A 20,316-nucleotide genomic window follows, 5' to 3' on the forward strand; every position below is an offset into this window, starting at 1 on the left:
TTCTTAAACTTATCATTTATCAATTGTAAAAATTATTTAAAAAATAAAAAAGGAGCTTATAAAAGCTCCTAATTATGATATAGTTAAATATTTCTATTAAATAAATAATGAAACAAAGTAGTAAACTAATGCAGCTAACAATGCAGATACAGGAATAGTAAGAATCCATGCCCATAATAAGCTAATTGTTACTCCCCAACGTACAGCAGAAACACGTTTCGTTAAACCAACACCAATAATAGATCCTGTAATTGTGTGTGTGGTAGAAACAGGAATTCCGAAATGTTCAGAAATATAAAGTGTCAATGCTCCAGATGTTTCAGCAACTACACCTTCTAATGGCGTTACTTTTGTGATTTTAGAACCCATTGTTTTGATGATTTTCCATCCACCTCCCATTGTTCCGCATGCGATAACAATAAACGATGTGATAGGAACCCAACCCCAATGAGATACAAAATATTGAAATTTATCTTCAGCTTCTACATAAGCTGGATCAAAATCGACATTCATGTGATAAAAGATAACCGCAGCTCCAATGATACCCATTACTTTTTGCGCATCGTTCATACCATGTCCTAAAGAGAAAAGGGCAGAAGAAACTAATTGCAGTTTTTTGAACCACCATTCTGCTTTTGCAGGTTTTGCTCTTTTACAAATGTTAAGTGTTATAAGCGTTAATATCGAAGCGATAATCATACCAATTAATGGAGCTAAAACAATAAAGCAAATAATTGGAATAACTTTTTTGTAAACAATTACATCTACACCACCTTCAGAAAAACCTCCTGCATGAGCTAAGGCTGCTCCAATAAAACCTCCGATCAATGTGTGAGAAGAAGAAGATGGGATTCCAAATTTCCAAGTCAATAAATTCCAAGAAATGGCAGCGATAATTCCAGATAAAATAACTTCTAAAGTAATGAAGTTTTCATTGACCGATTTAGCAATAGTATTACCAATTTTGAACTCTCCAATCCAATATACCGAAATAAAGTAAGCAACAAAGTTGAATGCAGCTGCCCAAAGTACAGCTTGAAAAGGCGTTAAAACTTTAGTAGCAACAATTGTAGCAATTGAATTTGCAGCATCATGAAAACCATTAATATAATCAAAAACAAAAGCTAAGAAGATAATAGTAATCAATAAGATTCCTGGCGTTGACGATAACATGCTCGAGAACGCTGAAAAAAATTCTGTCATAATCTTTTAGATTAACTTATGGTTATGAGTGTTTTACCGCTACTGCTTCCAATACATTTGCAACACTTTTACACTTATCTGTTGCAGATTCTAATGAAGATAAAACTTCTTTATACTTGATGATATTTTTAACATCAGTTTCGTTCTCAAAAATCTCTTGAACCGCTTTATCAAAAATACGATCCGATTTGTTTTCTAATTTATTGATTCGTTCACATATTTCGTAAATACGATTTACGTTTCTCAAATCTTTCACTTGTTCAATTCCTTCTCCAATTAATTGACAAGCTTCTAAATTAACAGCTGTAATTTTTCGGATAGATTTTGTGATTTTTTCTACTTGATAGATATTGATTCTATTTGCTGCTCCATTTAAATTATCTGCAACATAATCGATAGATTTTACCAATTGATAGATATCTTCTCTATCAAAAGGTGTAATAAAGTTTTTGCTTAACTCTATATTAGTTTTTTGAGTTAGATATTCAATTTTACTTTCAATCTTAGAAATTTGTGCGATGTAATCTTCGCGTTCTTCAATTGGCGCATTTACACATTCGTGTAACAATTCAGCTAATTTGATTAAACTTTTTGATGCTTCCTCAAACAAAGGATAGAATACCTTATCCTTTGGAGTAAATAATTTAAAAAATGAGTTTACCGACATTTAATAATGTTTTTCAAGTGCAAAAATAATTTTTTTAATGTAAAATTAACATTAAATAAAAGTTTATCAGATGTAAATATGCTGCTCTTTTTCGATCTAAAATGCTCTAAATAATTTGATATTTAGATGAAGAATTACGTGTCTATATGCGATTAATAGCTATTAAGTTTATGTTTTCTTGTCGTGTAAGATTAGTTCTTTTTGTGTAATTTTTAATTACTGTTTTTTATCATGAAATTTTAAAAATTAGTTAAAAAAGAGAATAATTCAAGATTAATTTTAACAACAATAATCGCTTTTGAAATAAATGATTTAAATATAAAGAATTTGAATAATAGAATGTTCAGAAATAATCTTCGAAAATCAGATAAAAAAGAATGAAAATAGAAGATGCAACTTGAAAAAGTTAATTTTACTCAATATTAAAATAGTGTAAAAAAATGATTACAGAATTATAAAAATTTATAAATCAATGCAAAATAAATGGTCAAATATTTTTTTTTGCTAGAATATTTTGTAATTTTGCGTGCCCAAAAAATGGGTTTAATCCAAATTTAAAAGGAAATTTAATTAGTATGCCAACAATTCAACAATTAGTTAGAAAAGGTAGAAAAAAACTAACCAAGAAGAGTAAATCGGCTGCATTGGAATCATGTCCACAACGCCGCGGTGTTTGTACACGTGTTTACACTACAACTCCTAAAAAACCTAACTCAGCAATGCGTAAAGTTGCTCGTGTTAGATTAACAAACGGGAAAGAAGTTAACGCGTACATCGGTGGTGAAGGTCATAATCTTCAAGAGCACTCGATAGTATTGGTTAGAGGAGGTAGAGTTAAAGATTTACCAGGTGTTCGTTACCACATTGTACGTGGAGCGTTAGATACTGCGGGAGTAAACGGACGTACTCAACGTAGAAGTAAGTATGGAGCGAAACGTCCTAAAGATGCTAAAAAATAAATTTAAGGTAAGATGAGAAAGACAAGAGCTAAAAAAAGACCTTTACTTCCAGATCCTAAATTTAATGATCAGTTAGTAACTCGTTTCGTAAACAACTTAATGTACGACGGAAAAAAATCTGTAGCATTCAAAATTTTCTATGATGCGTTAGAAATCGTAGATTCTCGTAAAGAAGATGCAGAAAAAACTTCATTAGACATTTGGAAAGAAGCATTATCTAATGTAATGCCTCACGTAGAAGTACGTTCTCGCCGTGTTGGTGGAGCTACATTCCAAATTCCAATGGAAATTCGTCCAGATCGTAAAATTTCAACAGCAATGAAATGGTTAATCAAATATTCTCGTAACAGAAACGAGAAATCGATGGCTCAAAAATTAGCTGGAGAAATTATTGCAGCTGCTAAAGAAGAAGGATCTGCCGTTAAAAAACGTCAAGATACTCACAAAATGGCAGAAGCTAATAAAGCGTTTTCACACTTTAGATTCTAAGACACGATGGCAAGAGATTTAAAATACACAAGAAACATTGGTATTGCTGCTCACATCGATGCAGGAAAAACTACAACAACAGAGCGTATCTTATTCTATTCAGGTAAAAATCACAAAATTGGAGAAACACACGATGGAGCTTCAACAACTGACTGGATGGAACAAGAAGCTGAGCGTGGTATTACAATTACTTCAGCTGCAGTAACTGTAGATTGGACATTCCCAACAGAACAAGGTAAACCATTACCAGATGCTAAAGGGTATCACTTTAATATTATCGACACTCCTGGTCACGTTGACTTTACAGTAGAGGTAAACCGTTCTTTACGTGTTTTAGATGGTTTAGTTTTCTTATTCTCAGCAGTAGATGGAGTTGAGCCTCAGTCTGAAACAAACTGGCGTTTAGCAGATAACTATAAAGTTCCTCGTTTAGGTTTCGTTAACAAAATGGACCGTCAAGGAGCTGACTTCTTAAATGTATGTCGTCAAGTACGTGAAATGTTAGGTTCAAACGCTGTTCCTATCGTTTTACCAATCGGTGACGAAGCTGATTTTAAAGGAGTTGTAGATTTAATTAAAAACCGTGCAATTGTTTGGCATGATGAAAATCATGGTGCAACTTTTGACGTTGTTGATATCCCAGCTGATATGGTTGATGATGTTAGACAATTCCGTGGTCAATTAATTGAAGAAGTTGCTGCGTATGACGAAGACTTATTAGAAAAGTACATGGAGGACGAAAACTCTATTACTGAAGATGAAGTTAACGCTGCATTACGTGCTGCAACATTAGATATGTCTATTATCCCAATGACTTGTGGATCTTCGTTCAAAAACAAAGGTGTACAATTCATGTTAGATGCTGTATGTCGTTACTTACCATCACCAAGTGATAAAGAAGCGATTCCAGGTACTGACCCAAAAACTGACGAGCCTATTTCAAGAAAGCCTTCAGTTGATGAGCCATTCGCCGCATTAGCATTTAAAATTGCTACTGACCCATTCGTAGGTCGTTTAGCATTCTTCCGTGCTTATTCTGGTGGATTAGACGCTGGATCTTACGTGTTAAATACTCGTTCTGGTAACAAAGAACGTATTTCTCGTATCTTCCAAATGCACGCAAACAAACAAGAGCCTATCGAGAGAATCGAAGCAGGTGATATTGGAGCGGCAGTAGGTTTCAAAGATATCAAAACAGGAGATACTTTATGTGATGAAAAAGCACCTATCGTATTAGAGTCTATGGACTTCCCAGATCCAGTAATTGGTATCGCAGTTGAGCCTAAAACGAAAGCTGACGTTGATAAATTAGGTATGGCTTTAGCTAAATTAGCTGAAGAAGATCCAACTTTCCAAGTAAAAACTGATGAGGCTTCTGGTCAAACAGTTATTTCTGGAATGGGTGAGTTACACTTAGATATCATCGTTGACCGTTTAAAACGTGAATTTAAAGTTGAGGTTAACCAAGGTGAACCTCAAGTAGAATACAAAGAATCATTCTCTCGTCCAGCTAATCACCGTGAGGTTTACAAAAAACAATCAGGTGGTCGTGGTAAATTTGCTGATATCGTTTTCGAAATGGGACCAGCAGATGAAGGAAAAGTAGGTTTAGAATTCGTTTCTGAAATTAAAGGTGGTAACGTTCCTAAAGAATTTATCCCTTCAATCGAGAAAGGTTTCAAAGCTGCAATGAAGAATGGACCTTTAGCAGGATTCGAAATGGATTCGTTAAAAGTTACTTTAAAAGATGGATCTTTCCACCCTGTGGATTCTGACCAATTATCTTTCGAGTTAGCTGCTCAAATGGGTTACAAAGCTGCTGCAAAAGCTGCTGGTGCTCAAATTTTAGAGCCTATCATGAAATTAGAGGTTTTAACTCCAGAAGAAAACATGGGTGATATTGTAGGTGACTTAAACCGTCGTCGTGGTCAAGTATCAGGAATGGATGATAGAAATAACGCAAAAGTTATTAAAGCTATGGTTCCATTAGCAGAAATGTTCGGATATGTAACATCATTACGTACATTATCTTCTGGTCGTGCTACATCTACAATGGAATTCGATCACTACGCTCCAGCACCAACAAACGTGTCTGAAGCTGTAATCGCTAAAGCAAAAGGTAACGCTTAATTCAAGAAAAATGAGTCAAAAAATTAGAATAAAATTAAAATCTTACGATTATTCTTTAGTTGATAAATCAGCTGAAAAAATCGTAAAAACTGTAAAAGCTACAGGAGCTGTTGTTAATGGGCCAATTCCATTACCAACTCACAAAAGAATCTTTACAGTTTTAAGATCTCCACACGTTAACAAAAAATCTCGTGAGCAATTTCAATTATCAGCTCACAAAAGATTATTAGACATTTATTCTTCTTCATCTAAAACAGTTGATGCTTTAATGAAGTTAGAATTACCTAGTGGTGTTGAAGTAGAAATTAAAGTATAGTTAAACAATACTTTAAATAAATATAAACCTCGAGACGTGCACATCTCGAGGTTTTTTTATAAGAATTTTTTTGGCCCAGTTGATTGGTTATTTTTACAAAGTTCTAATCTTTTGAAAAATAATTAATTGAAAGTTTGTGGTTTACAAATTAATTCTTACATTTGCATGCTAATTTTAGAGAAGATCTCTAGTGGTCGAAAGTCCACATTCTCTAAAATATTAAACAAATTATTAACATATTTTAATCAAATGTCAGGTATCATTGGTAAAAAAATCGCGATGACTAGCTTATTTGATGAGAACGGGAAAAATATTCCTGTGACTATCGTAGAAGCTGGGCCATGTGTGGTTACTCAAGTCAGAACCGTAGAGAAAGATGGGTACGTTGCTGCTCAGCTTGGTTTCGATGACGCAAAAGAAAAAAACACGACTAATGCTTTAAAAGGTCACTTTAAAAAAGCAGGAACTACTCCAAAAAGAAAGTTAGTTGAGTTTTACGGAGAAGAATTCGTAAATTCTTTAACTTTAGGAGGAGAAGTTAACGTTGAATTATTCAGCGAAGGAGAATTTGTAAGTGTTACAGGTACTTCAAAAGGAAAAGGTTTCCAAGGTGTTGTTAAACGTCATGGTTTCGGTGGAGTAGGTCAAGCTACACACGGTCAACATAACCGTTTAAGAGCTCCAGGTTCTATCGGTGCTGGTTCAGATCCATCTCGTGTATTCAAAGGAATGCGTATGGCTGGAAGAATGGGTGGTAAACAAGTTACTGTTCAGAACTTAAAAGTCCTTAAAGTGGATACTGAGAAAAACCTTTTAATTGTTAAAGGTGCTGTACCAGGTCCTAAAAATTCATACGTAATCGTTAGAAGATGGAAGTAGTAGTATTAAACATCAAAGGTCAAGAAACTGGAAGAACAGTATCTTTAGACGAGGCAGTTTTTGGAATTGAGCCTTCTACACACACAGTGTACTTAGAGGTTAAACAATATTTAGCAGCTCAACGCCAAGGAACGCACAAAGCAAAAGAAAGAGCTGAGATTGCGGGATCAACTCGTAAAATCAAAAAGCAAAAAGGAACAGGTACAGCTCGTGCTGGTTCTATCAAATCTCCAGTGTTTAGAGGAGGAGGTAGAGTTTTCGGACCACGTCCAAGAAACTACTCTTTCAAATTAAACAAAGCACAAAAGAGATTAGCTAAAAAATCAGTTTTATCACAAAAATTAGCTGAGAATGAAATCAAAGTTGTTGAAAACTTTTCTTTCGAAGCTCCAAGAACAAAAGAGTTCAAAACTGTTTTAACTGATTTAGGATTAGAGAACACAAAATCTTTATTCGTATTAGGAGAGTCTAATAACAATGTATATTTATCTTCTCGTAACTTACAAAAAGTTAAAGTTGTTACAACTGAGGAATTAAATGTATTTGATTTAATCAATGCTTCTCAAATCGTATTTTTAGAAGGTTCTTTAGCAACAGTTCAAGAAAATTTAACAAAATAAGACGAAGAAAATGGGAATCATAATTAAACCAGTAATTTCAGAAAAAGCAACTAATAACAGTGAGTTATTAGGGCAATATTCGTTTTATGTAGATACAAAAGCTAATAAAATTCAAATTAAAGAAGCTGTAGAAAAAACTTACGGTGTATCTGTAGTTTCTGTTAGCACTTTAGTATCTGCTCCAAAAGTAAAAACTCGTTATACAAAAACAGGTTTCCAAACTGGAAAAACAAATAAGTTGAAAAAAGCGATCGTTAGCTTAGCTGAAGGTCAAGAAATAGAGTTGTTCGGATAATTTAAGAATTAAAAAATGTCAGTAAGAAAATTAAAACCTATCACCCCGGGACAACGTTTTAGAGTGGTTAATGAATTTGCGGCAGTAGATAAAAAAGCTAAGCCAGAAAAGTCATTAGTTGAAGGAAAATCTAAATCGGGTGGACGTAACAACACTGGTAAAATGACAATGCGTTATATCGGTGGTGGACACAAACAAAAGTATCGTATCATCGACTTCAAACGTGATAAAGAAGGTGCTGCAACTGTAGAATCTGTACAATACGATCCAAACAGAACTGCATTCATCGCTTTATTATCTTACGAAGATGGTGAAAAACGTTACATTATTGCTCAAAATGGTTTAAAAGCTGGACAAGTAATTGTTTCAGGTGAAAACGTAGAACCAGAAGTAGGTAATGCTATGAAGCTTAAAAACATGCCATTAGGTACTGTAATTTCTTGTATAGAATTACGTCCAGGGCAAGGAGCTGTTATGGCAAGAAGTGCAGGTACTTATGCTCAATTAGTTGCGCGTGATGGTAAATATGCTATCGTTAAGTTACCAAGTGGTGAATCAAGAATGATTTTAGTGGAGTGTAAAGCAACAGTAGGTGTTGTTTCTAACACAGACCATCAGTTAGAAGTTTCTGGTAAAGCTGGTCGTTCTAGATGGCAAGGTCGTCGTCCTAGAACTCGTCCAATGGTTATGAACCCTGTAGATCACCCAATGGGTGGTGGTGAAGGTCGTGCGACTGGAGGTATTCCTCGTTCTCGTAACGGTATTCCTGCTAAAGGTTACAAAACTCGTGACAAAAAGAAAGCGTCTAACAAATATATTGTTGAAAGAAGAAAAAAATAATTTATGGCACGTTCATTAAAAAAAGGACCATTCATCCACTATAAATTAGAAAAGAAAGTTCTTGCTAACGTAGAAAGCGGTAGCAAAAACGTGATCAAAACATGGTCAAGAGCATCAATGATTTCTCCTGATTTTGTTGGTCAAACAATCGCAGTACACAACGGAAAGCAATTTATTCCTGTTTATGTTACTGAGAATATGGTAGGTCATAAATTAGGTGAGTTCGCTCCTACACGTACTTTTAGAGGTCATGCCGGAGCTAAAAACAAAGGAAAAAAATAGTAAAGGGCCATGGGATCTAGAAAAAGATTAAGTAACGAAAGAATCAAAGAAGCTAACAAACAGGTAGCTTTTGCGAAATTAAATAATGTTCCTACTTCTCCTCGTAAGATGAGATTAGTAGTAGATATTATCCGTGGAGTTGAAATTCAAAAAGCTTTAGGTATTTTAAAATATACTAAAAACCACGCTTCAATCCGTTTAGAAAAATTGTTATTAAGCGCTATCGCTAACTGGCAAATCAAAAACGAAGGAGCTGATGTTGAAGAAGCTGGATTATATGTAAAAGAAATCTCTGTTGATAGTGCACGTCAATTAAAAAGAATTCGTACTGCACCTCAAGGTAGAGCACATAGAATCAGAAAACGTTCAAACCATGTAACTTTGGTTTTAGGAACTAAAGAAGATAAACAAAAAGTACAAGATTAAGAATATGGGACAAAAAACTAATCCAATCGGAAATCGTTTAGGAATCATCAGAGGATGGGATTCTAACTGGTACGGTGGAAATGATTACGGTGATAAAATTGCAGAAGATGCAAAAATTCGTACTTATTTAAGAGCACGTTTGTCTAAAGCCGGAGTTTCTCGTATTTACATCGATCGTACTTTAAAATTAGTTACAGTTACTGTAACTACTGCTCGTCCAGGTATCATTATTGGTAAAGGTGGACAAGAAGTTGACAAATTAAAAGAAGAGTTAAAGAAAATCACTGGTAAAGAGGTTCAAATTAACATCTTCGAAATTAAGAGACCAGAATTAGATGCAATCTTAGTAGGTGATAGTATCGCTCGTCAAATTGAGAATCGTATTTCTTACCGTCGTGCAATCAAAATGGCTATTCAATCTGCAATGAGAATGAACGCAGAAGGAATTAAAGTTCAAATCTCTGGTCGTTTAAACGGTGCAGAGATGGCACGTTCTGAAACTTATAAAGAAGGACGTATTCCTTTGTCTACATTCCGTGCAGACATTGATTACCACATTTCAGAAGCTCATACAACTTATGGTCGTTTAGGGATCAAAGTATGGATCATGAAAGGTGAGGTATATGGTAAGAGAGAATTATCTCCATTAGTTGGATTACAGAAAAAACAAAAAAAATCTGAAAACAACAGAAAAGGAGGTGAAAGATCTAATAATAGAAAGCGATAATTTAGTTTAACAACTAACATAAAGAATTAAGTAGATATGTTATCACCGAGAAGAGTAAAGTTTAGAAAAACCCAAAAAGGTAAGATGAAAGGTGTTTCTCACAGAGGAACTCAATTAGCTTACGGGACTTTCGGGATCAAATCTTTAGACGAAGCGTTTATTACAGCTCGTCAAATCGAGGCAGCTCGTATTGCTGCAACTCGTTTCATGAAGAGAGAGGGTCAATTATGGATTAAAATATTTCCAGATAAACCAATTACTAAGAAGCCAGCAGAGGTACGTATGGGTAAAGGTAAAGGTGCTCCAGAATATTGGGTAGCTCCAGTACAACCAGGTCGTATTTTGTTCGAAGTAGGAGGTGTGCCATTAGAGGTTGCAACTGAAGCATTGCGTTTAGCAGCTCAGAAGTTACCAGTTAAGACTAAGTTTATCGTTGCACGTGATTTCCAAAATTAATAATTTCAAAATTAAGAAAAATGAAAGCAGCAGATATTAGAAATCTAAGTGTAGAGGAGTTACAAGCTAAAATAGCTGAAGAACAAGCGAACTACGATCAATTAAAATTGACGAATGCAGTTTCTCCTGTAGCAAATCCAATCGGTATTAGAGACTTACGCAGAACAATTGCTCGTTTGAATACCGTATTAAACGAAAAACAATCATAACAGTAATCTGTAACTGATGGAAAGAAAATTAAGAAAAGAAAGAGTAGGTTTAGTTACATCAAACAAAATGGAAAAAACCATTGTTGTAGCTGAAACTAAAAAGCAAAAGCACCCATTTTATGGGAAATTCGTTTTAAAAACGAAGAAATATACAGCGCACGACGAAAATAACGAGTGTAACGAAGGTGACACAGTGCGTATCATGGAAACTCGTCCTTTGTCTAAAAACAAAAGATGGAGATTAGTAGAAATCATTGAAAGAGCTAAATAATATAAGTTATGTTACAACAAGAATCTAGATTAAAAGTTGCAGATAACACAGGAGCTCGTGAAGCATTAGTAATTCGCGTTTTAGGCGGTACTAAAAGAAGATACGCATCAGTAGGTGACAAAATCGTAGTTGCGATCAAAGAAGCTACGCCTTCAGGAAACGTTAAAAAAGGTGCTGTATCAAAAGCTGTTGTAGTTAGAACTAAAAAAGAAGTTCGTAGAAAAGACGGTTCATATATCCGTTTCGACGATAATGCATGTGTATTATTGAACACTCAAGGAGAAATGCGTGGTACTCGTGTATTCGGTCCAGTTGCTCGTGAGTTACGTGATAAAGAATATATGAAAATTGTATCATTAGCCCCAGAGGTATTATAATAGAACAACATGGCAAAGTTAAAAATTAAAAAAGGAGACAAAGTAGTCGTATTATCAGGTTCTTCAAAAGGACAAACTGGTACTGTGTTACGCGTATTCCCTGACAAAGCTAAAGCTATCGTTGAAGGGGTTAATATCGCAAAAAAACGTGTAAAGCCAAGCGCACAAAATCCACAAGGTGGAGTTGTTGAAAAAGAAGCTCAAATCTATATTTGCAAATTGGCTTTAGTAGATCCAGAAACTGGGAAAGCAACGAAAGTAGCGATCAAAGAAGAAGGAGGGAAAAAAGTAAGAATTGCTAAAAAATCAGGAAAAGCTATCTAAGATGAGTACAACAACATACACACCTCGTCCGCAGGTTAAATATAAAGAAGAGATTGTAGCTGCTCTTAAAGAAGAGTTCGGATACAAATCTATCATGCAAGTTCCTAAATTAGAGAAAATTGTTTTATCTCAAGGTTTAGGTGCTGCTACAGCTGATAAAAAAATCGTTGATTACGCTATCGAAGAGTTAGAATTAATCACTGGTCAAAAAGCAGTAGGAACAATTTCTAAGAAAGATGAAGCAGCTTTCAAATTACGTAAAGGTATGCCAATTGGTGCTAAAGTAACTTTACGCGGTGAGAAAATGTACGAATTCTTAGATCGTTTAGTATCTGCAGCTTTACCACGTGTACGTGATTTTAACGGAATTTCTTCTACAGGTTTCGACGGTAGAGGTAATTATAACTTAGGTGTTAAAGAACAAATTATCTTCCCAGAAATTAATATTGATAAAATCAAGAAAATTCAAGGTTTAGATATTACATTTGTAACTTCTGCGAACACAGATAAAGAAGCTAAAGCTTTATTATCTAAATTCGGATTACCATTTACTAAAGAAAAATAAGAAGTCATGGCTAAAGAATCAATGAAAGCGCGTGAGCGCAAAAGAGAAGCATTAGTTGCTAAATATGCTGCAAAACGTCAAGCTTTATTAGAAGCTGGTGACTACGAAGCATTACAAAAATTACCTAAAAACGCTTCTCCTGTACGTTTACACAACCGTTGTAAATTAACAGGTCGTCCAAGAGGATACATGAGAACTTTCGGGATCTCTCGTGTTACTTTCCGCGAAATGGCGAACGAAGGGTTAATCCCAGGTGTTAAAAAAGCGTCTTGGTAATTTACCAATAGCTTTAGAAATATTAAATCCTTACTCATTATTGAGTAAGGATTTTTTTATTTCTATAAAGTTTATATTTCTTTAATCAATTCCATAAAATCATCGATGTAATTCGGATGATCACAAAAATCTGAATTCTTATAAATTTTATAATTTAAACCAGCTTCTTTTGCTGCATTAATTCCGGTGAGAGAATCTTCTATAACTAAGATTTCATCTTTTTGTTTTTCGGATAATAAAAGCGCTTTTGAATAAGGTTCTGCATTTGGTTTCCCTTTCAAAACATCATCTGCTGAAATTGTGTAATCAAAATATGTAGGAAGTTTTAATTGTTGAAAAGCATAATCAATTTGTTTTCTAGATGAATTCGAAACAAGAATTATTTGAATCTGATTTATTTTTAAATGTTCCAAGATCTCAATAACATGATTGTTTAATCTTACAAAGCGATGAAAGTTTTCAACATAAAATTTTTCTGTCCAATCTATTATTTCTTCATACAAATGCTTTGTAAAACGTTGTTGATTTTCTAACATCAATTGGATTGCTTCGTTTGTTGTGAAATTCATACCATCATTTTCTATCAAACATTCTGTATTTAATTGATATATTTTAACGACTTCATCAAACATCAAATTCCATAATTTTTGACTATCTACAATTACACCATCAAAATCGAAAAATATAGTTTTTATTTTCTTTTCCATGTGATAGTTTCATAAGATGCATTCCAAAACTGGAATTCTAATTCGCTTGCTTTTACAAAAGCTTCTAACATTTGTTCTCTTATTTTTTCAGTAGTTGTTTCTGCAACCTTATCAATATAATTTTTCGCTTTTATTACACCTTCACCAAATTCATCTCCACTATAAGTATCAATCCATTTTTGATATGTATTATTTTCTTTTATTTGATTTTTGATGATTTCATCTCCAACTTCTTTGTAAATCCAAAAGCAAGGCAAAACAGCAGCTAATGCAATTTCAATAGGTTCGAATGCTACTGTACTTTTTAAGAAATGTGAATAATGGTGACAAACAGGTTGTATTTCGATGGTGATATTTTGTGATAATCCAAAATCCTCGAAATAAGATTCGTGTAAAGCACGTTCAACAATGAGTGAATTTTTTCCGAATTCAAAAAAGTCGATAGCTTGTTGATTGTCTTCAGATTTTGATCCAATAGCAGCTAATACTCGTCCGAAATGTTCCAAATATTTTGCATCTTGTAACATGTAAAACTGAAATTTTTCTAGTGGTAATGTTCCATTTTGCAATTCAATAATAAAAGGCATATTTAGAATATCATCGTAAATAGGAGTGATAGCTTCCCAAGCTTTAGTTGTGAATTTCATAGGTTTTTAATTTTTGTGGATTAAATAAATGATTAAGCGGGCCATTTCCTTTCCCAATTGTTAGATCTTTGCTTCCTAATATTGCTTGCTCAACATATTCTTGCGCAAGTTGTACACTTTCTGAAAGTGAAAATCCCAAAGCCAAATTACATGCAATGGCAGAAGATAATGTGCAGCCAGAACCATGCGTATTTTTTGTATTTATTTTTTGAGAAATATAACTTTGAACAGGTTGTTTTTTTTGAAATAAATAACTGATGATTTTCTCTTGCTGAAGATGTCCACCTTTTAATAATAGATTTTGACAACCTAAATTTAGAATCGTATCTCCATAAGCAAGCATCAATTCTGTCGTATCAATTTTATGATTTGCCAAAATACTAGCTTCATCAAGATTTGGTGTGATAATAGTTGCCAAAGGAAAAAGCTTTTCTATGCAAGCTTCAAGTGTTTCATCTTTGATTAATCGATGTCCACTTGTAGCGACCATTACAGGATCATAAACAATCGGTTTATTGTAATTTTTTAATTCCTCTGATATGATTTCAACTAATTCGATACTATGAACCATTCCAATTTTTATTGCATCGGGATAAATATCATCTAATATAGATTGTATTTGTTCGCGAATTGCTTGTGCAGGAATTTCATAAATATTTTGAACGCCTTGTGTATTTTGAACAGGCAAGGCTGTCAATACATTTGTTGCATAACAACCATGAGCAGAAATTGTTTTGGTATCAGCTTGTATGCCTGCGCCACCACTTCCGTCAAATCCGGCAATTGTTAAGACACTATATGGTTTTTGGATGATATTCATTTTCGTTGATAATTTGTTTTAAAATTTGTGCTGATTTTTTTGGATTTTCGCTTCCGCAAATAGCAGAAATAATTGCAACACTATCTGCTCCAGCTTGTATGATTTTAGCGATATTACTTTCATTCATTCCACCAATTGCAATCAATGGTTTTGATGTTTTAGTTTTTAAAAAATTCAATCCTTCAAAACCCCATTCGGTAATTGTATTGGTTTTCGTTGGTGTCGAAAATATCGGACTTACTCCCAAATGATCAACATATTTCATTTCTTGATCATCTAATTGTTTGATAACTTCTAAAGACCAACCAATATTTTTTGGAGCTTGTTGATTTTTATGAATTTCAGAAGGTGATATATCCGATTGTCCAACATGTATTCCCCAAGCATTTACTGCTATTGCGACTTCTAATGAATCATTAATAATTAAAGGGATATTGTAGTGATCCGTAATTTCTTTTAAGGTTGCAGCTTTTGAAATGTATTCGCTTATAGTACAATTTTTTTCCCGAAGCTGAATAATATCAACTCCACCAATAATTGCTTGCTCAGCAACATCTAACCAAGAAAGGTTTTTACAATCTTTTTTAGAAATGACTAAATATAAAGGATAAGGGAAATTTGGATTAATCTTCATAAACTGAGATTTTCAAATTTGATTGAATTTCTTCTGCAGATAGATTGTATAGCATGTCATACAAATTCATTTGTAAAGATCCTGGACCATTACTTTTTCTCTGAGCCAATTCTCCTGCTAAACTAAAAATAGCCATACCACTAATTGTTTCGACGAAAGGATTTTCATTAAGACCAATAAAAGCACCAATTATAGCAGTTGCTGAACAACCTAATCCTGTAACTTTAGTCATTAATTCATGCCCATTTTTAATTTCAATTAGCTGATTGTCGTAAACAACAAAATCCGAAGCGCCTGAAATACATACAACGGAACCTATTTTCTGATTCAAATTTTGAGCAGCTTTTATTGCTTGATTACTTTGATGTGTACTATCGACTCCTTTTCCGTAAACAGTTTCAAAAGCATCTAATGCTAAAATTTCAGAAGCATTTCCCCTTATGGCAGTTGGGCGATAAAGAAGCAGTTCTTTTAAAAGTTCATTTCTGAACGTTGAAATTCCCGCTCCAACAGGATCTAAAATCCAAGGTTTATTTAATTCGTTTGCTTTTTTTGCGGCAATAAGCATACTTTCTGCCCAATAATCATCAAGAGTTCCGATATTAATAACTAATGAATTTGAGATTTTGACAATATTTTCAACTTCTTTGTGTGCATGTATCATAACAGGCGATGCTCCAATTACCAAAAGAGCATTAGCAGTATTGTTCATCACCACAAAATTTGTGATATTGTGAACCAACGGATTTTTTGTCCGGACAGCATGTAAATTTTGAATAATTTGATTTTCCATTAATTGATATTTTTTTAGATGAAACAATTAATGGCTAAAGAGGATTTTCTTTGAAAACGAAGCACTGCAAATATTAAATAATTGCATAGATATTGCTTTTCCCTACGTCGGTGTTAACCGTATCAGGTTCAAAGGGACTCTCTCAATTCTTTTCAGAATACCCCTAAAGCCAAATCAAATTTATAAAAATTGTTTTGACTTTCATCTATTTTTAGAATAAAGCTTGAAGATTTTGATGAAGAGAAATATTGTTGAGATTGAATTAAAATGTAAAGGCTGAGTTTCTTTTTTTGTCTTAATCCTTAATTATAAAACGATTAAAAATAAATTATTTAGATTAATAGTTTGTAATTAAAAAATATGCAATATATTTGCAACCCAAATGCATAGTGCATTTTGGTAAAAGTTTAATTTTAAAAGTAGTGCTCACGCGCTATACTATAGAATTATTTATGTATACAGATCCAATTTCAGATTTTCTAACTCGTGTTAGAAATGCAATGATGGCAGGACACAAAGTTGTGGAAATCCCTGCATCAAAAATTAAAAAAGAGATCACTAAGATCTTATTTGAACAAGGTTACATCTTGAACTACAAATTCGAAGGACAAGACAAACCTCAAGGAACAATCAAAATCGCTTTAAAGTACGATAAAGTTACAAAAGAGCCAGCTATCCGTAAAATCAAAAGAGCTTCAACTCCAGGTTTACGTCAATATGCAGGATCTAAAGAATTACCTCGTGTATTAAACGGTTTAGGTGTTGCTATCATCTCAACTTCTAAAGGTGTGATGACAGACAAACAAGCTCGTCAAGAGAATGTAGGTGGTGAAGTTTTATGTTTTGTTTATTAATCTTTTAAAAAATTAAGAAATTATGTCAAGAATAGGACACGCACAAATCAACATTCCTGCAGCAGCAACTGTTGAATTTAAAGATAACGTAGTTACTGTAAAAGGTAACAACATTACAATGACAAGAGAGTTAAAAGAAGGATTTGATATTACTATCGAAGACGGAGTTTTAACTGTAGTTCGTCCAGACGATTCTAAAGAAAATAAAGCTTTACATGGTTTATACCGTTCATTAATCAATAATATGGTTATCGGTGTTACAGAAGGGTTTAAAAAACAATTAGAATTAGTTGGTGTTGGTTATAGAGCATCTAACCAAGGACAAAAATTAGATTTGTCATTAGGTTTCTCTCATAATATCATTATTGAATTACCTACTGAAATTAAAGTTGAAACTTTAACTGAAAAAGGTAAAAACCCTATTATTACATTATCATCTCATGATAATCAATTATTAGGAATGATCGTAGCAAAAATTCGTTCTTACCGTAAGCCAGAGCCTTACAAAGGAAAAGGAATTAAATACGTAGGAGAAATTATTAGAAGAAAAGCAGGTAAATCTGCATAAAAATCATTGAAAAATGGCATTATCTAAAGTAGAAAAAAGACAAAAAATAAAAAGACGCGTGCGTCGAAATATTTTTGGAACAGAAACTAAACCTCGTTTGTCAGTTTACCGTTCTAACAAAGAAATTTACGCTCAAATTATTGACGATAACAATGGAGTAACTTTAGCTTCTGCATCATCTCGTGAAAAAGGTGTTTCTGTAGAAGGTACAAAATCTGAAGTTTCTGCATCAGTTGGTAAAGCATTAGCTGCTAAAGCTATTGCAAAAGGAATTGAAACTGTAGTTTTTGATCGTAACGGTTTCGTGTATCATGGTAGAATCAAAGCTTTAGCTGATGGAGCTAGAGAAGGTGGATTAAAATTCTAAAAAAGAGAAAGAAATTATGTTAGGATTTAAAAACGTAGAAAGAGTAAAACCAACAGGTTTAGATTTAAAAGATCGTTTAGTTGGAGTACAACGTGTTACTAAAGTAACAAAAGGAGGTAGAGCATTTGGATTCTCTGCTATCGTAGTAGTAGGTGACGGAAACGGAGTAGTAGGTTACGGATTAGGGAAATCTAAAGATGTAGCTTCTGCAATCGCTAAAGCTATCGAAGATGCAAAGAAAAATTTAGTTCGTATCCCATTATTTAACAACACAATTCCTCACGAACAAGAAGCTCGTTACGGTGGTGCGCAAGTATTCATCCGTCCAGCAGCAAAAGGTACAGGGGTAATTGCAGGAGGTACAGTACGTGCGGTATTAGAATCAGTTGGTGTACATGATGTATTATCAAAATCAAAAGGTTCTTCTAACCCTCACAATGCAGTAAAAGCTACATTCCGCGCTTTATTAAGCTTACGTTCTGTAGAAACTATTGCTCGTCAAAGAGGTATTTCTGTAACTAAAGTATTCAACGGTTAAAAAAAAGTAAAATGAGCAAAGTAAGAGTAAAACAAACACGTAGTGCAATCAACCGTGATAAATCTCAAAAAGCTACATTAGTTGCTTTAGGTTTAAAAAAGTTGAATCAAGTTGTTGAGCACGAATCTACTCCTCAAATTGAAGGAATGATCCGTAAAATATCACACTTAGTAGTAGTAGAAAGAGCTTAATCTCTTTTAACCTTTTAAAAATTATTAAAAATGAATTTAAGTAATTTAAAACCAGCTGCTGGTTCAGTACAAAATAAATTCCGTAAAGGTAGAGGTGAAGGTAGTGGAAACGGTTTAACAGCAGGTCGTGGACACAAAGGTGCTAAATCTCGTTCTGGTTATTCAAGAAAAATCGGTTTCGAAGGTGGACAAATGCCTTTACAAAGACGTTTACCTAAATTTGGTTTCAAAAACATCAACAGAGTTGAGTACACTGGAATCAATTTAGATACAATTCAACAATTAGTTGATAACAATAAAATTACAGATACTTTAAACAAAGAAACATTAGTACAATTAGGTTTAGCTCACAAAAATGACTTAGTGAAAATTTTAGGTCGTGGAGAGTTAAAAGCTACTGTAAATGTTACTGCTGACAAATTCACTCAAACAGCTCAAGAAGCTATTGAGAAAGCAGGAGGTAAAGTAGAATTAGTTAACGCTTAAGAATATATTTTATAGATGAAAGGGTTTATACAGACCATAAAAAATATCTGGAGCATAAAAGAATTGAAGGATAAGTTACTTGTAACTATCCTTCTATTGTTGGTTTATAGATTCGGTTCTCATATTCCACTTCCAGGTGTCGATATTAACGAGGTTAATCGTTTTGTTGCAGACCAAGAAAATGCAAATTCAGGAATTTTAGGATTATTAAACTCTTTTACCGGAGGTTCTTTCAAAAGAGCTTCCGTATTTGCGTTAGGAATTATGCCTTATATCTCTGCTTCAATTGTTGTACAATTGATGGGATTAGCAGTACCTTACATCCAAAAACTACAAAAAGAAGGAGAAAGTGGACGTAATAAAGTAAATCAAATTACAAGATGGTTAACAATCGGGATCTGTTTGGTACAAGCACCAGCATATCTTACATTGGTAACTTCTCAGATTTTACCTTACGACCCAACTTCATCATATGCTATCTATGTTATTCCTCCAACCAACTTTTGGTTCTGGTTCCCTTCAACAATCATTTTGATTACGGGAACAATCTTTGCCATGTGGATGGGAGAAAAAATTACTGACAAAGGTATTGGTAACGGTATATCAATATTAATTATGGTTGGTATCTTAGCCGACTTACCAAAAGCAATTTTCAATGCATTTGAAGTAGACCCTTCAAACGGTATTTTCTTCTTGATAGAAATGTTAGGGTTAATCCTAGTTATTGCAATGTGTATTATGATTGTTGCAGCAGTGCGTAAAGTACCTGTACAATATGTAAGAAGAGCACAAACTTCAAGTAGTTCATATATGAGATCAGTTACAGATTCTGTACGCTCATATATCCCACTTAAAGTAAATGCAGCAGGTGTAATGCCTATCATCTTCGCACAAGCAATTATGTTTTTACCAGGAACATTAGCAAACTATTTCTTAGACGAAGGAAGTCCAGTTAAAGCATTCTTCGCGAAAATGGCAGATCCATTTACGTGGGAATACAACATGATCTTCGGATTACTAATTATAATCTTTACCTATTTCTATACTGCGATTACAATCCCAGTAAACCAAATGGCAGAAGATCTTAAACGTAACGGAGGAATCATCCCTGGAATCCGTCCTGGAAAAGAAACTGCAAATTTTTTAGACGAAATTTTATCAAAAATTACGTTACCTGGAGCAATTTTACTAACTTTGCTTGCTGTTTTGCCAGCTATTGTAAAATTATTAGGTGTAGAACAGAGCTTAGCAATGTTCTTCGGAGGTACATCAATGTTAATTATGGTGGGAGTTATCTTAGATACTGTACAACAAATTAATACATATTTATTAAATCACCGTTACGATGGTTTAATGTCTTCAGGTAGAACTTCAAGAGATATCTAATAATATTTTATTAA

At 33.7% G+C, this 20,316-nt stretch carries 32 protein-coding genes and 1 riboswitch; of the genes, 25 read left to right on the plus strand and 7 right to left on the minus strand.

Going from position 1 to position 20,316, the window contains the following annotated elements; all coding sequences use genetic code 11:
* Positions 1-96 precede the first annotated feature (96 nt).
* Both ACMHJW_RS02015 and ACMHJW_RS02020 read right to left on the minus strand, forming a co-directional pair.
* Positions 97-1,203 carry an inorganic phosphate transporter gene (locus ACMHJW_RS02015; RefSeq protein WP_413531760.1) on the minus strand — a complete coding sequence of 369 codons (1,107 nt, stop codon included), beginning with the start codon at positions 1,201-1,203 and terminating at the stop codon, positions 97-99.
* A gap of 22 nt (positions 1,204-1,225) precedes the next feature.
* On the minus strand, positions 1,226-1,870 hold the full coding sequence (locus ACMHJW_RS02020; protein ID WP_413531761.1) for a DUF47 domain-containing protein: 645 nt from the start codon (positions 1,868-1,870) through the stop codon (positions 1,226-1,228).
* A 575-nt stretch (positions 1,871-2,445) separates the two neighbouring features.
* On the opposite strand from ACMHJW_RS02020, the gene rpsL reads away from it, so the two are divergent.
* From rpsL to rpsN, 18 genes are all read left to right on the plus strand, one after another.
* Positions 2,446-2,829, plus strand: coding sequence for a 30S ribosomal protein S12 (gene rpsL, locus ACMHJW_RS02025; RefSeq protein WP_019974211.1), 384 nt, complete (start codon positions 2,446-2,448; stop codon positions 2,827-2,829).
* 12 nt (positions 2,830-2,841) lie between these two features.
* The gene (rpsG, locus tag ACMHJW_RS02030) at positions 2,842-3,318 is read left to right on the plus strand and encodes a 30S ribosomal protein S7 (RefSeq protein ID WP_019974210.1); all 477 of its coding nucleotides are present in this window, start codon (positions 2,842-2,844) and stop codon (positions 3,316-3,318) included.
* A gap of 6 nt (positions 3,319-3,324) precedes the next feature.
* A complete protein-coding gene (gene fusA / locus ACMHJW_RS02035; RefSeq protein WP_413531762.1) occupies positions 3,325-5,448 on the plus strand; it encodes an elongation factor G in 2,124 nt (707 codons plus the stop codon).
* Positions 5,449-5,458: 10 nt separating this feature from the next.
* Positions 5,459-5,764 carry a 30S ribosomal protein S10 gene (gene rpsJ, locus ACMHJW_RS02040; RefSeq protein ID WP_019974208.1) on the plus strand — a complete coding sequence of 102 codons (306 nt, stop codon included), beginning with the start codon at positions 5,459-5,461 and terminating at the stop codon, positions 5,762-5,764.
* Positions 5,765-6,013: 249 nt separating this feature from the next.
* The gene (gene rplC / locus ACMHJW_RS02045; protein ID WP_413531763.1) at positions 6,014-6,643 is read left to right on the plus strand and encodes a 50S ribosomal protein L3; all 630 of its coding nucleotides are present in this window, start codon (positions 6,014-6,016) and stop codon (positions 6,641-6,643) included.
* Complete coding sequence (rplD, locus tag ACMHJW_RS02050) at positions 6,634-7,263, plus strand: 50S ribosomal protein L4 (protein ID WP_019974205.1); 630 nt, start codon at positions 6,634-6,636, stop codon at positions 7,261-7,263. Before rplC ends, rplD begins: the two co-directional genes overlap by 10 nt.
* A 10-nt stretch (positions 7,264-7,273) precedes the next feature.
* Positions 7,274-7,558: a 50S ribosomal protein L23 gene (gene rplW, locus ACMHJW_RS02055; RefSeq protein ID WP_038335466.1), complete on the plus strand. Its 285-nt coding sequence runs from the start codon at positions 7,274-7,276 to the stop codon at positions 7,556-7,558.
* A 15-nt stretch (positions 7,559-7,573) separates the two neighbouring features.
* Complete coding sequence (gene rplB, locus ACMHJW_RS02060; protein ID WP_413531764.1) at positions 7,574-8,398, plus strand: 50S ribosomal protein L2; 825 nt, start codon at positions 7,574-7,576, stop codon at positions 8,396-8,398.
* Positions 8,399-8,401: 3 nt separating this feature from the next.
* Positions 8,402-8,680 carry a 30S ribosomal protein S19 gene (rpsS, locus tag ACMHJW_RS02065; RefSeq protein ID WP_019974202.1) on the plus strand — a complete coding sequence of 93 codons (279 nt, stop codon included), beginning with the start codon at positions 8,402-8,404 and terminating at the stop codon, positions 8,678-8,680.
* A gap of 9 nt (positions 8,681-8,689) precedes the next feature.
* Complete coding sequence (gene rplV, locus ACMHJW_RS02070; protein ID WP_019974201.1) at positions 8,690-9,106, plus strand: 50S ribosomal protein L22; 417 nt, start codon at positions 8,690-8,692, stop codon at positions 9,104-9,106.
* Between the two features lie 4 nt (positions 9,107-9,110).
* Positions 9,111-9,833 carry a 30S ribosomal protein S3 gene (gene rpsC / locus ACMHJW_RS02075; RefSeq protein ID WP_135835269.1) on the plus strand — a complete coding sequence of 241 codons (723 nt, stop codon included), beginning with the start codon at positions 9,111-9,113 and terminating at the stop codon, positions 9,831-9,833.
* A 36-nt stretch (positions 9,834-9,869) separates the two neighbouring features.
* Positions 9,870-10,289 (plus strand): 50S ribosomal protein L16, encoded by a 420-nt coding sequence (gene rplP, locus ACMHJW_RS02080; protein WP_019974199.1) that lies wholly within the window; start codon positions 9,870-9,872, stop codon positions 10,287-10,289.
* Positions 10,290-10,309: 20 nt separating this feature from the next.
* On the plus strand, positions 10,310-10,498 hold the full coding sequence (rpmC, locus tag ACMHJW_RS02085) for a 50S ribosomal protein L29 (RefSeq protein WP_038335494.1): 189 nt from the start codon (positions 10,310-10,312) through the stop codon (positions 10,496-10,498).
* 16 nt (positions 10,499-10,514) lie between these two features.
* Positions 10,515-10,769, plus strand: coding sequence for a 30S ribosomal protein S17 (gene rpsQ, locus ACMHJW_RS02090; protein ID WP_019974197.1), 255 nt, complete (start codon positions 10,515-10,517; stop codon positions 10,767-10,769).
* Between the two features lie 8 nt (positions 10,770-10,777).
* Positions 10,778-11,146 (plus strand): 50S ribosomal protein L14, encoded by a 369-nt coding sequence (rplN, locus tag ACMHJW_RS02095; RefSeq protein ID WP_019974196.1) that lies wholly within the window; start codon positions 10,778-10,780, stop codon positions 11,144-11,146.
* A gap of 9 nt (positions 11,147-11,155) precedes the next feature.
* The gene (rplX, locus tag ACMHJW_RS02100; RefSeq protein WP_019974195.1) at positions 11,156-11,470 is read left to right on the plus strand and encodes a 50S ribosomal protein L24; all 315 of its coding nucleotides are present in this window, start codon (positions 11,156-11,158) and stop codon (positions 11,468-11,470) included.
* A gap of 1 nt (position 11,471) precedes the next feature.
* Entirely contained in the window at positions 11,472-12,035 is a 564-nt protein-coding gene (rplE, locus tag ACMHJW_RS02105) for a 50S ribosomal protein L5 (RefSeq protein WP_413531765.1), read from the plus strand.
* Between the two features lie 6 nt (positions 12,036-12,041).
* Positions 12,042-12,311, plus strand: a complete 270-nt coding sequence (rpsN, locus tag ACMHJW_RS02110) for a 30S ribosomal protein S14 (protein WP_019974193.1) — start codon at positions 12,042-12,044, stop codon at positions 12,309-12,311.
* Between the two features lie 71 nt (positions 12,312-12,382).
* On the opposite strand, the gene ACMHJW_RS02115 is transcribed toward rpsN, so the two are convergent.
* From ACMHJW_RS02115 to thiM, 5 genes are read right to left on the minus strand one after another with little or no spacing between them, the layout of a single operon-like run.
* A complete protein-coding gene (locus ACMHJW_RS02115; protein ID WP_413531766.1) occupies positions 12,383-13,018 on the minus strand; it encodes an HAD family hydrolase in 636 nt (211 codons plus the stop codon).
* Positions 13,003-13,665 carry a thiaminase II gene (gene tenA, locus ACMHJW_RS02120; protein ID WP_413531767.1) on the minus strand — a complete coding sequence of 221 codons (663 nt, stop codon included), beginning with the start codon at positions 13,663-13,665 and terminating at the stop codon, positions 13,003-13,005. Before tenA ends, ACMHJW_RS02115 begins: the two co-directional genes overlap by 16 nt.
* Entirely contained in the window at positions 13,649-14,485 is an 837-nt protein-coding gene (gene thiD / locus ACMHJW_RS02125; protein WP_413531768.1) for a bifunctional hydroxymethylpyrimidine kinase/phosphomethylpyrimidine kinase, read from the minus strand. The genes tenA and thiD overlap by 17 nt, the downstream gene beginning before the upstream one ends.
* Positions 14,460-15,119, minus strand: coding sequence for a thiamine phosphate synthase (gene thiE, locus ACMHJW_RS02130; protein ID WP_413531769.1), 660 nt, complete (start codon positions 15,117-15,119; stop codon positions 14,460-14,462). The genes thiD and thiE overlap by 26 nt, the downstream gene beginning before the upstream one ends.
* Entirely contained in the window at positions 15,109-15,912 is an 804-nt protein-coding gene (gene thiM / locus ACMHJW_RS02135; protein ID WP_413531770.1) for a hydroxyethylthiazole kinase, read from the minus strand. The genes thiE and thiM overlap by 11 nt, the downstream gene beginning before the upstream one ends.
* Before the next feature lie 82 nt (positions 15,913-15,994).
* A riboswitch (TPP riboswitch) is annotated at positions 15,995-16,087 on the minus strand.
* A gap of 277 nt (positions 16,088-16,364) precedes the next feature.
* On the opposite strand from thiM, the gene rpsH reads away from it, so the two are divergent.
* Genes rpsH through secY form a run of 7 tightly spaced genes read left to right on the plus strand, consistent with a single transcriptional unit; the run spans position 16,365 to position 20,302 of the window.
* On the plus strand, positions 16,365-16,766 hold the full coding sequence (rpsH, locus tag ACMHJW_RS02140) for a 30S ribosomal protein S8 (protein ID WP_135835489.1): 402 nt from the start codon (positions 16,365-16,367) through the stop codon (positions 16,764-16,766).
* A 22-nt stretch (positions 16,767-16,788) separates the two neighbouring features.
* Positions 16,789-17,334 (plus strand): 50S ribosomal protein L6, encoded by a 546-nt coding sequence (gene rplF / locus ACMHJW_RS02145; RefSeq protein WP_413531771.1) that lies wholly within the window; start codon positions 16,789-16,791, stop codon positions 17,332-17,334.
* A 13-nt stretch (positions 17,335-17,347) separates the two neighbouring features.
* Positions 17,348-17,701: a 50S ribosomal protein L18 gene (rplR, locus tag ACMHJW_RS02150; RefSeq protein WP_413531772.1), complete on the plus strand. Its 354-nt coding sequence runs from the start codon at positions 17,348-17,350 to the stop codon at positions 17,699-17,701.
* Positions 17,702-17,717: 16 nt separating this feature from the next.
* Positions 17,718-18,239, plus strand: a complete 522-nt coding sequence (gene rpsE, locus ACMHJW_RS02155; RefSeq protein ID WP_413531773.1) for a 30S ribosomal protein S5 — start codon at positions 17,718-17,720, stop codon at positions 18,237-18,239.
* 11 nt (positions 18,240-18,250) lie between these two features.
* Positions 18,251-18,430 (plus strand): 50S ribosomal protein L30, encoded by a 180-nt coding sequence (rpmD, locus tag ACMHJW_RS02160; RefSeq protein ID WP_038335538.1) that lies wholly within the window; start codon positions 18,251-18,253, stop codon positions 18,428-18,430.
* Positions 18,431-18,460: 30 nt separating this feature from the next.
* The gene (gene rplO, locus ACMHJW_RS02165; RefSeq protein WP_038335541.1) at positions 18,461-18,916 is read left to right on the plus strand and encodes a 50S ribosomal protein L15; all 456 of its coding nucleotides are present in this window, start codon (positions 18,461-18,463) and stop codon (positions 18,914-18,916) included.
* 15 nt (positions 18,917-18,931) lie between these two features.
* A complete protein-coding gene (gene secY / locus ACMHJW_RS02170) occupies positions 18,932-20,302 on the plus strand; it encodes a preprotein translocase subunit SecY (RefSeq protein ID WP_413531774.1) in 1,371 nt (456 codons plus the stop codon).
* Positions 20,303-20,316 lie beyond the last annotated feature (14 nt).

The sequence above is a fragment of the Empedobacter brevis genome (genome assembly GCF_965118635.1).
GTDB classification, from domain to species: domain Bacteria; phylum Bacteroidota; class Bacteroidia; order Flavobacteriales; family Weeksellaceae; genus Empedobacter; species Empedobacter brevis_A.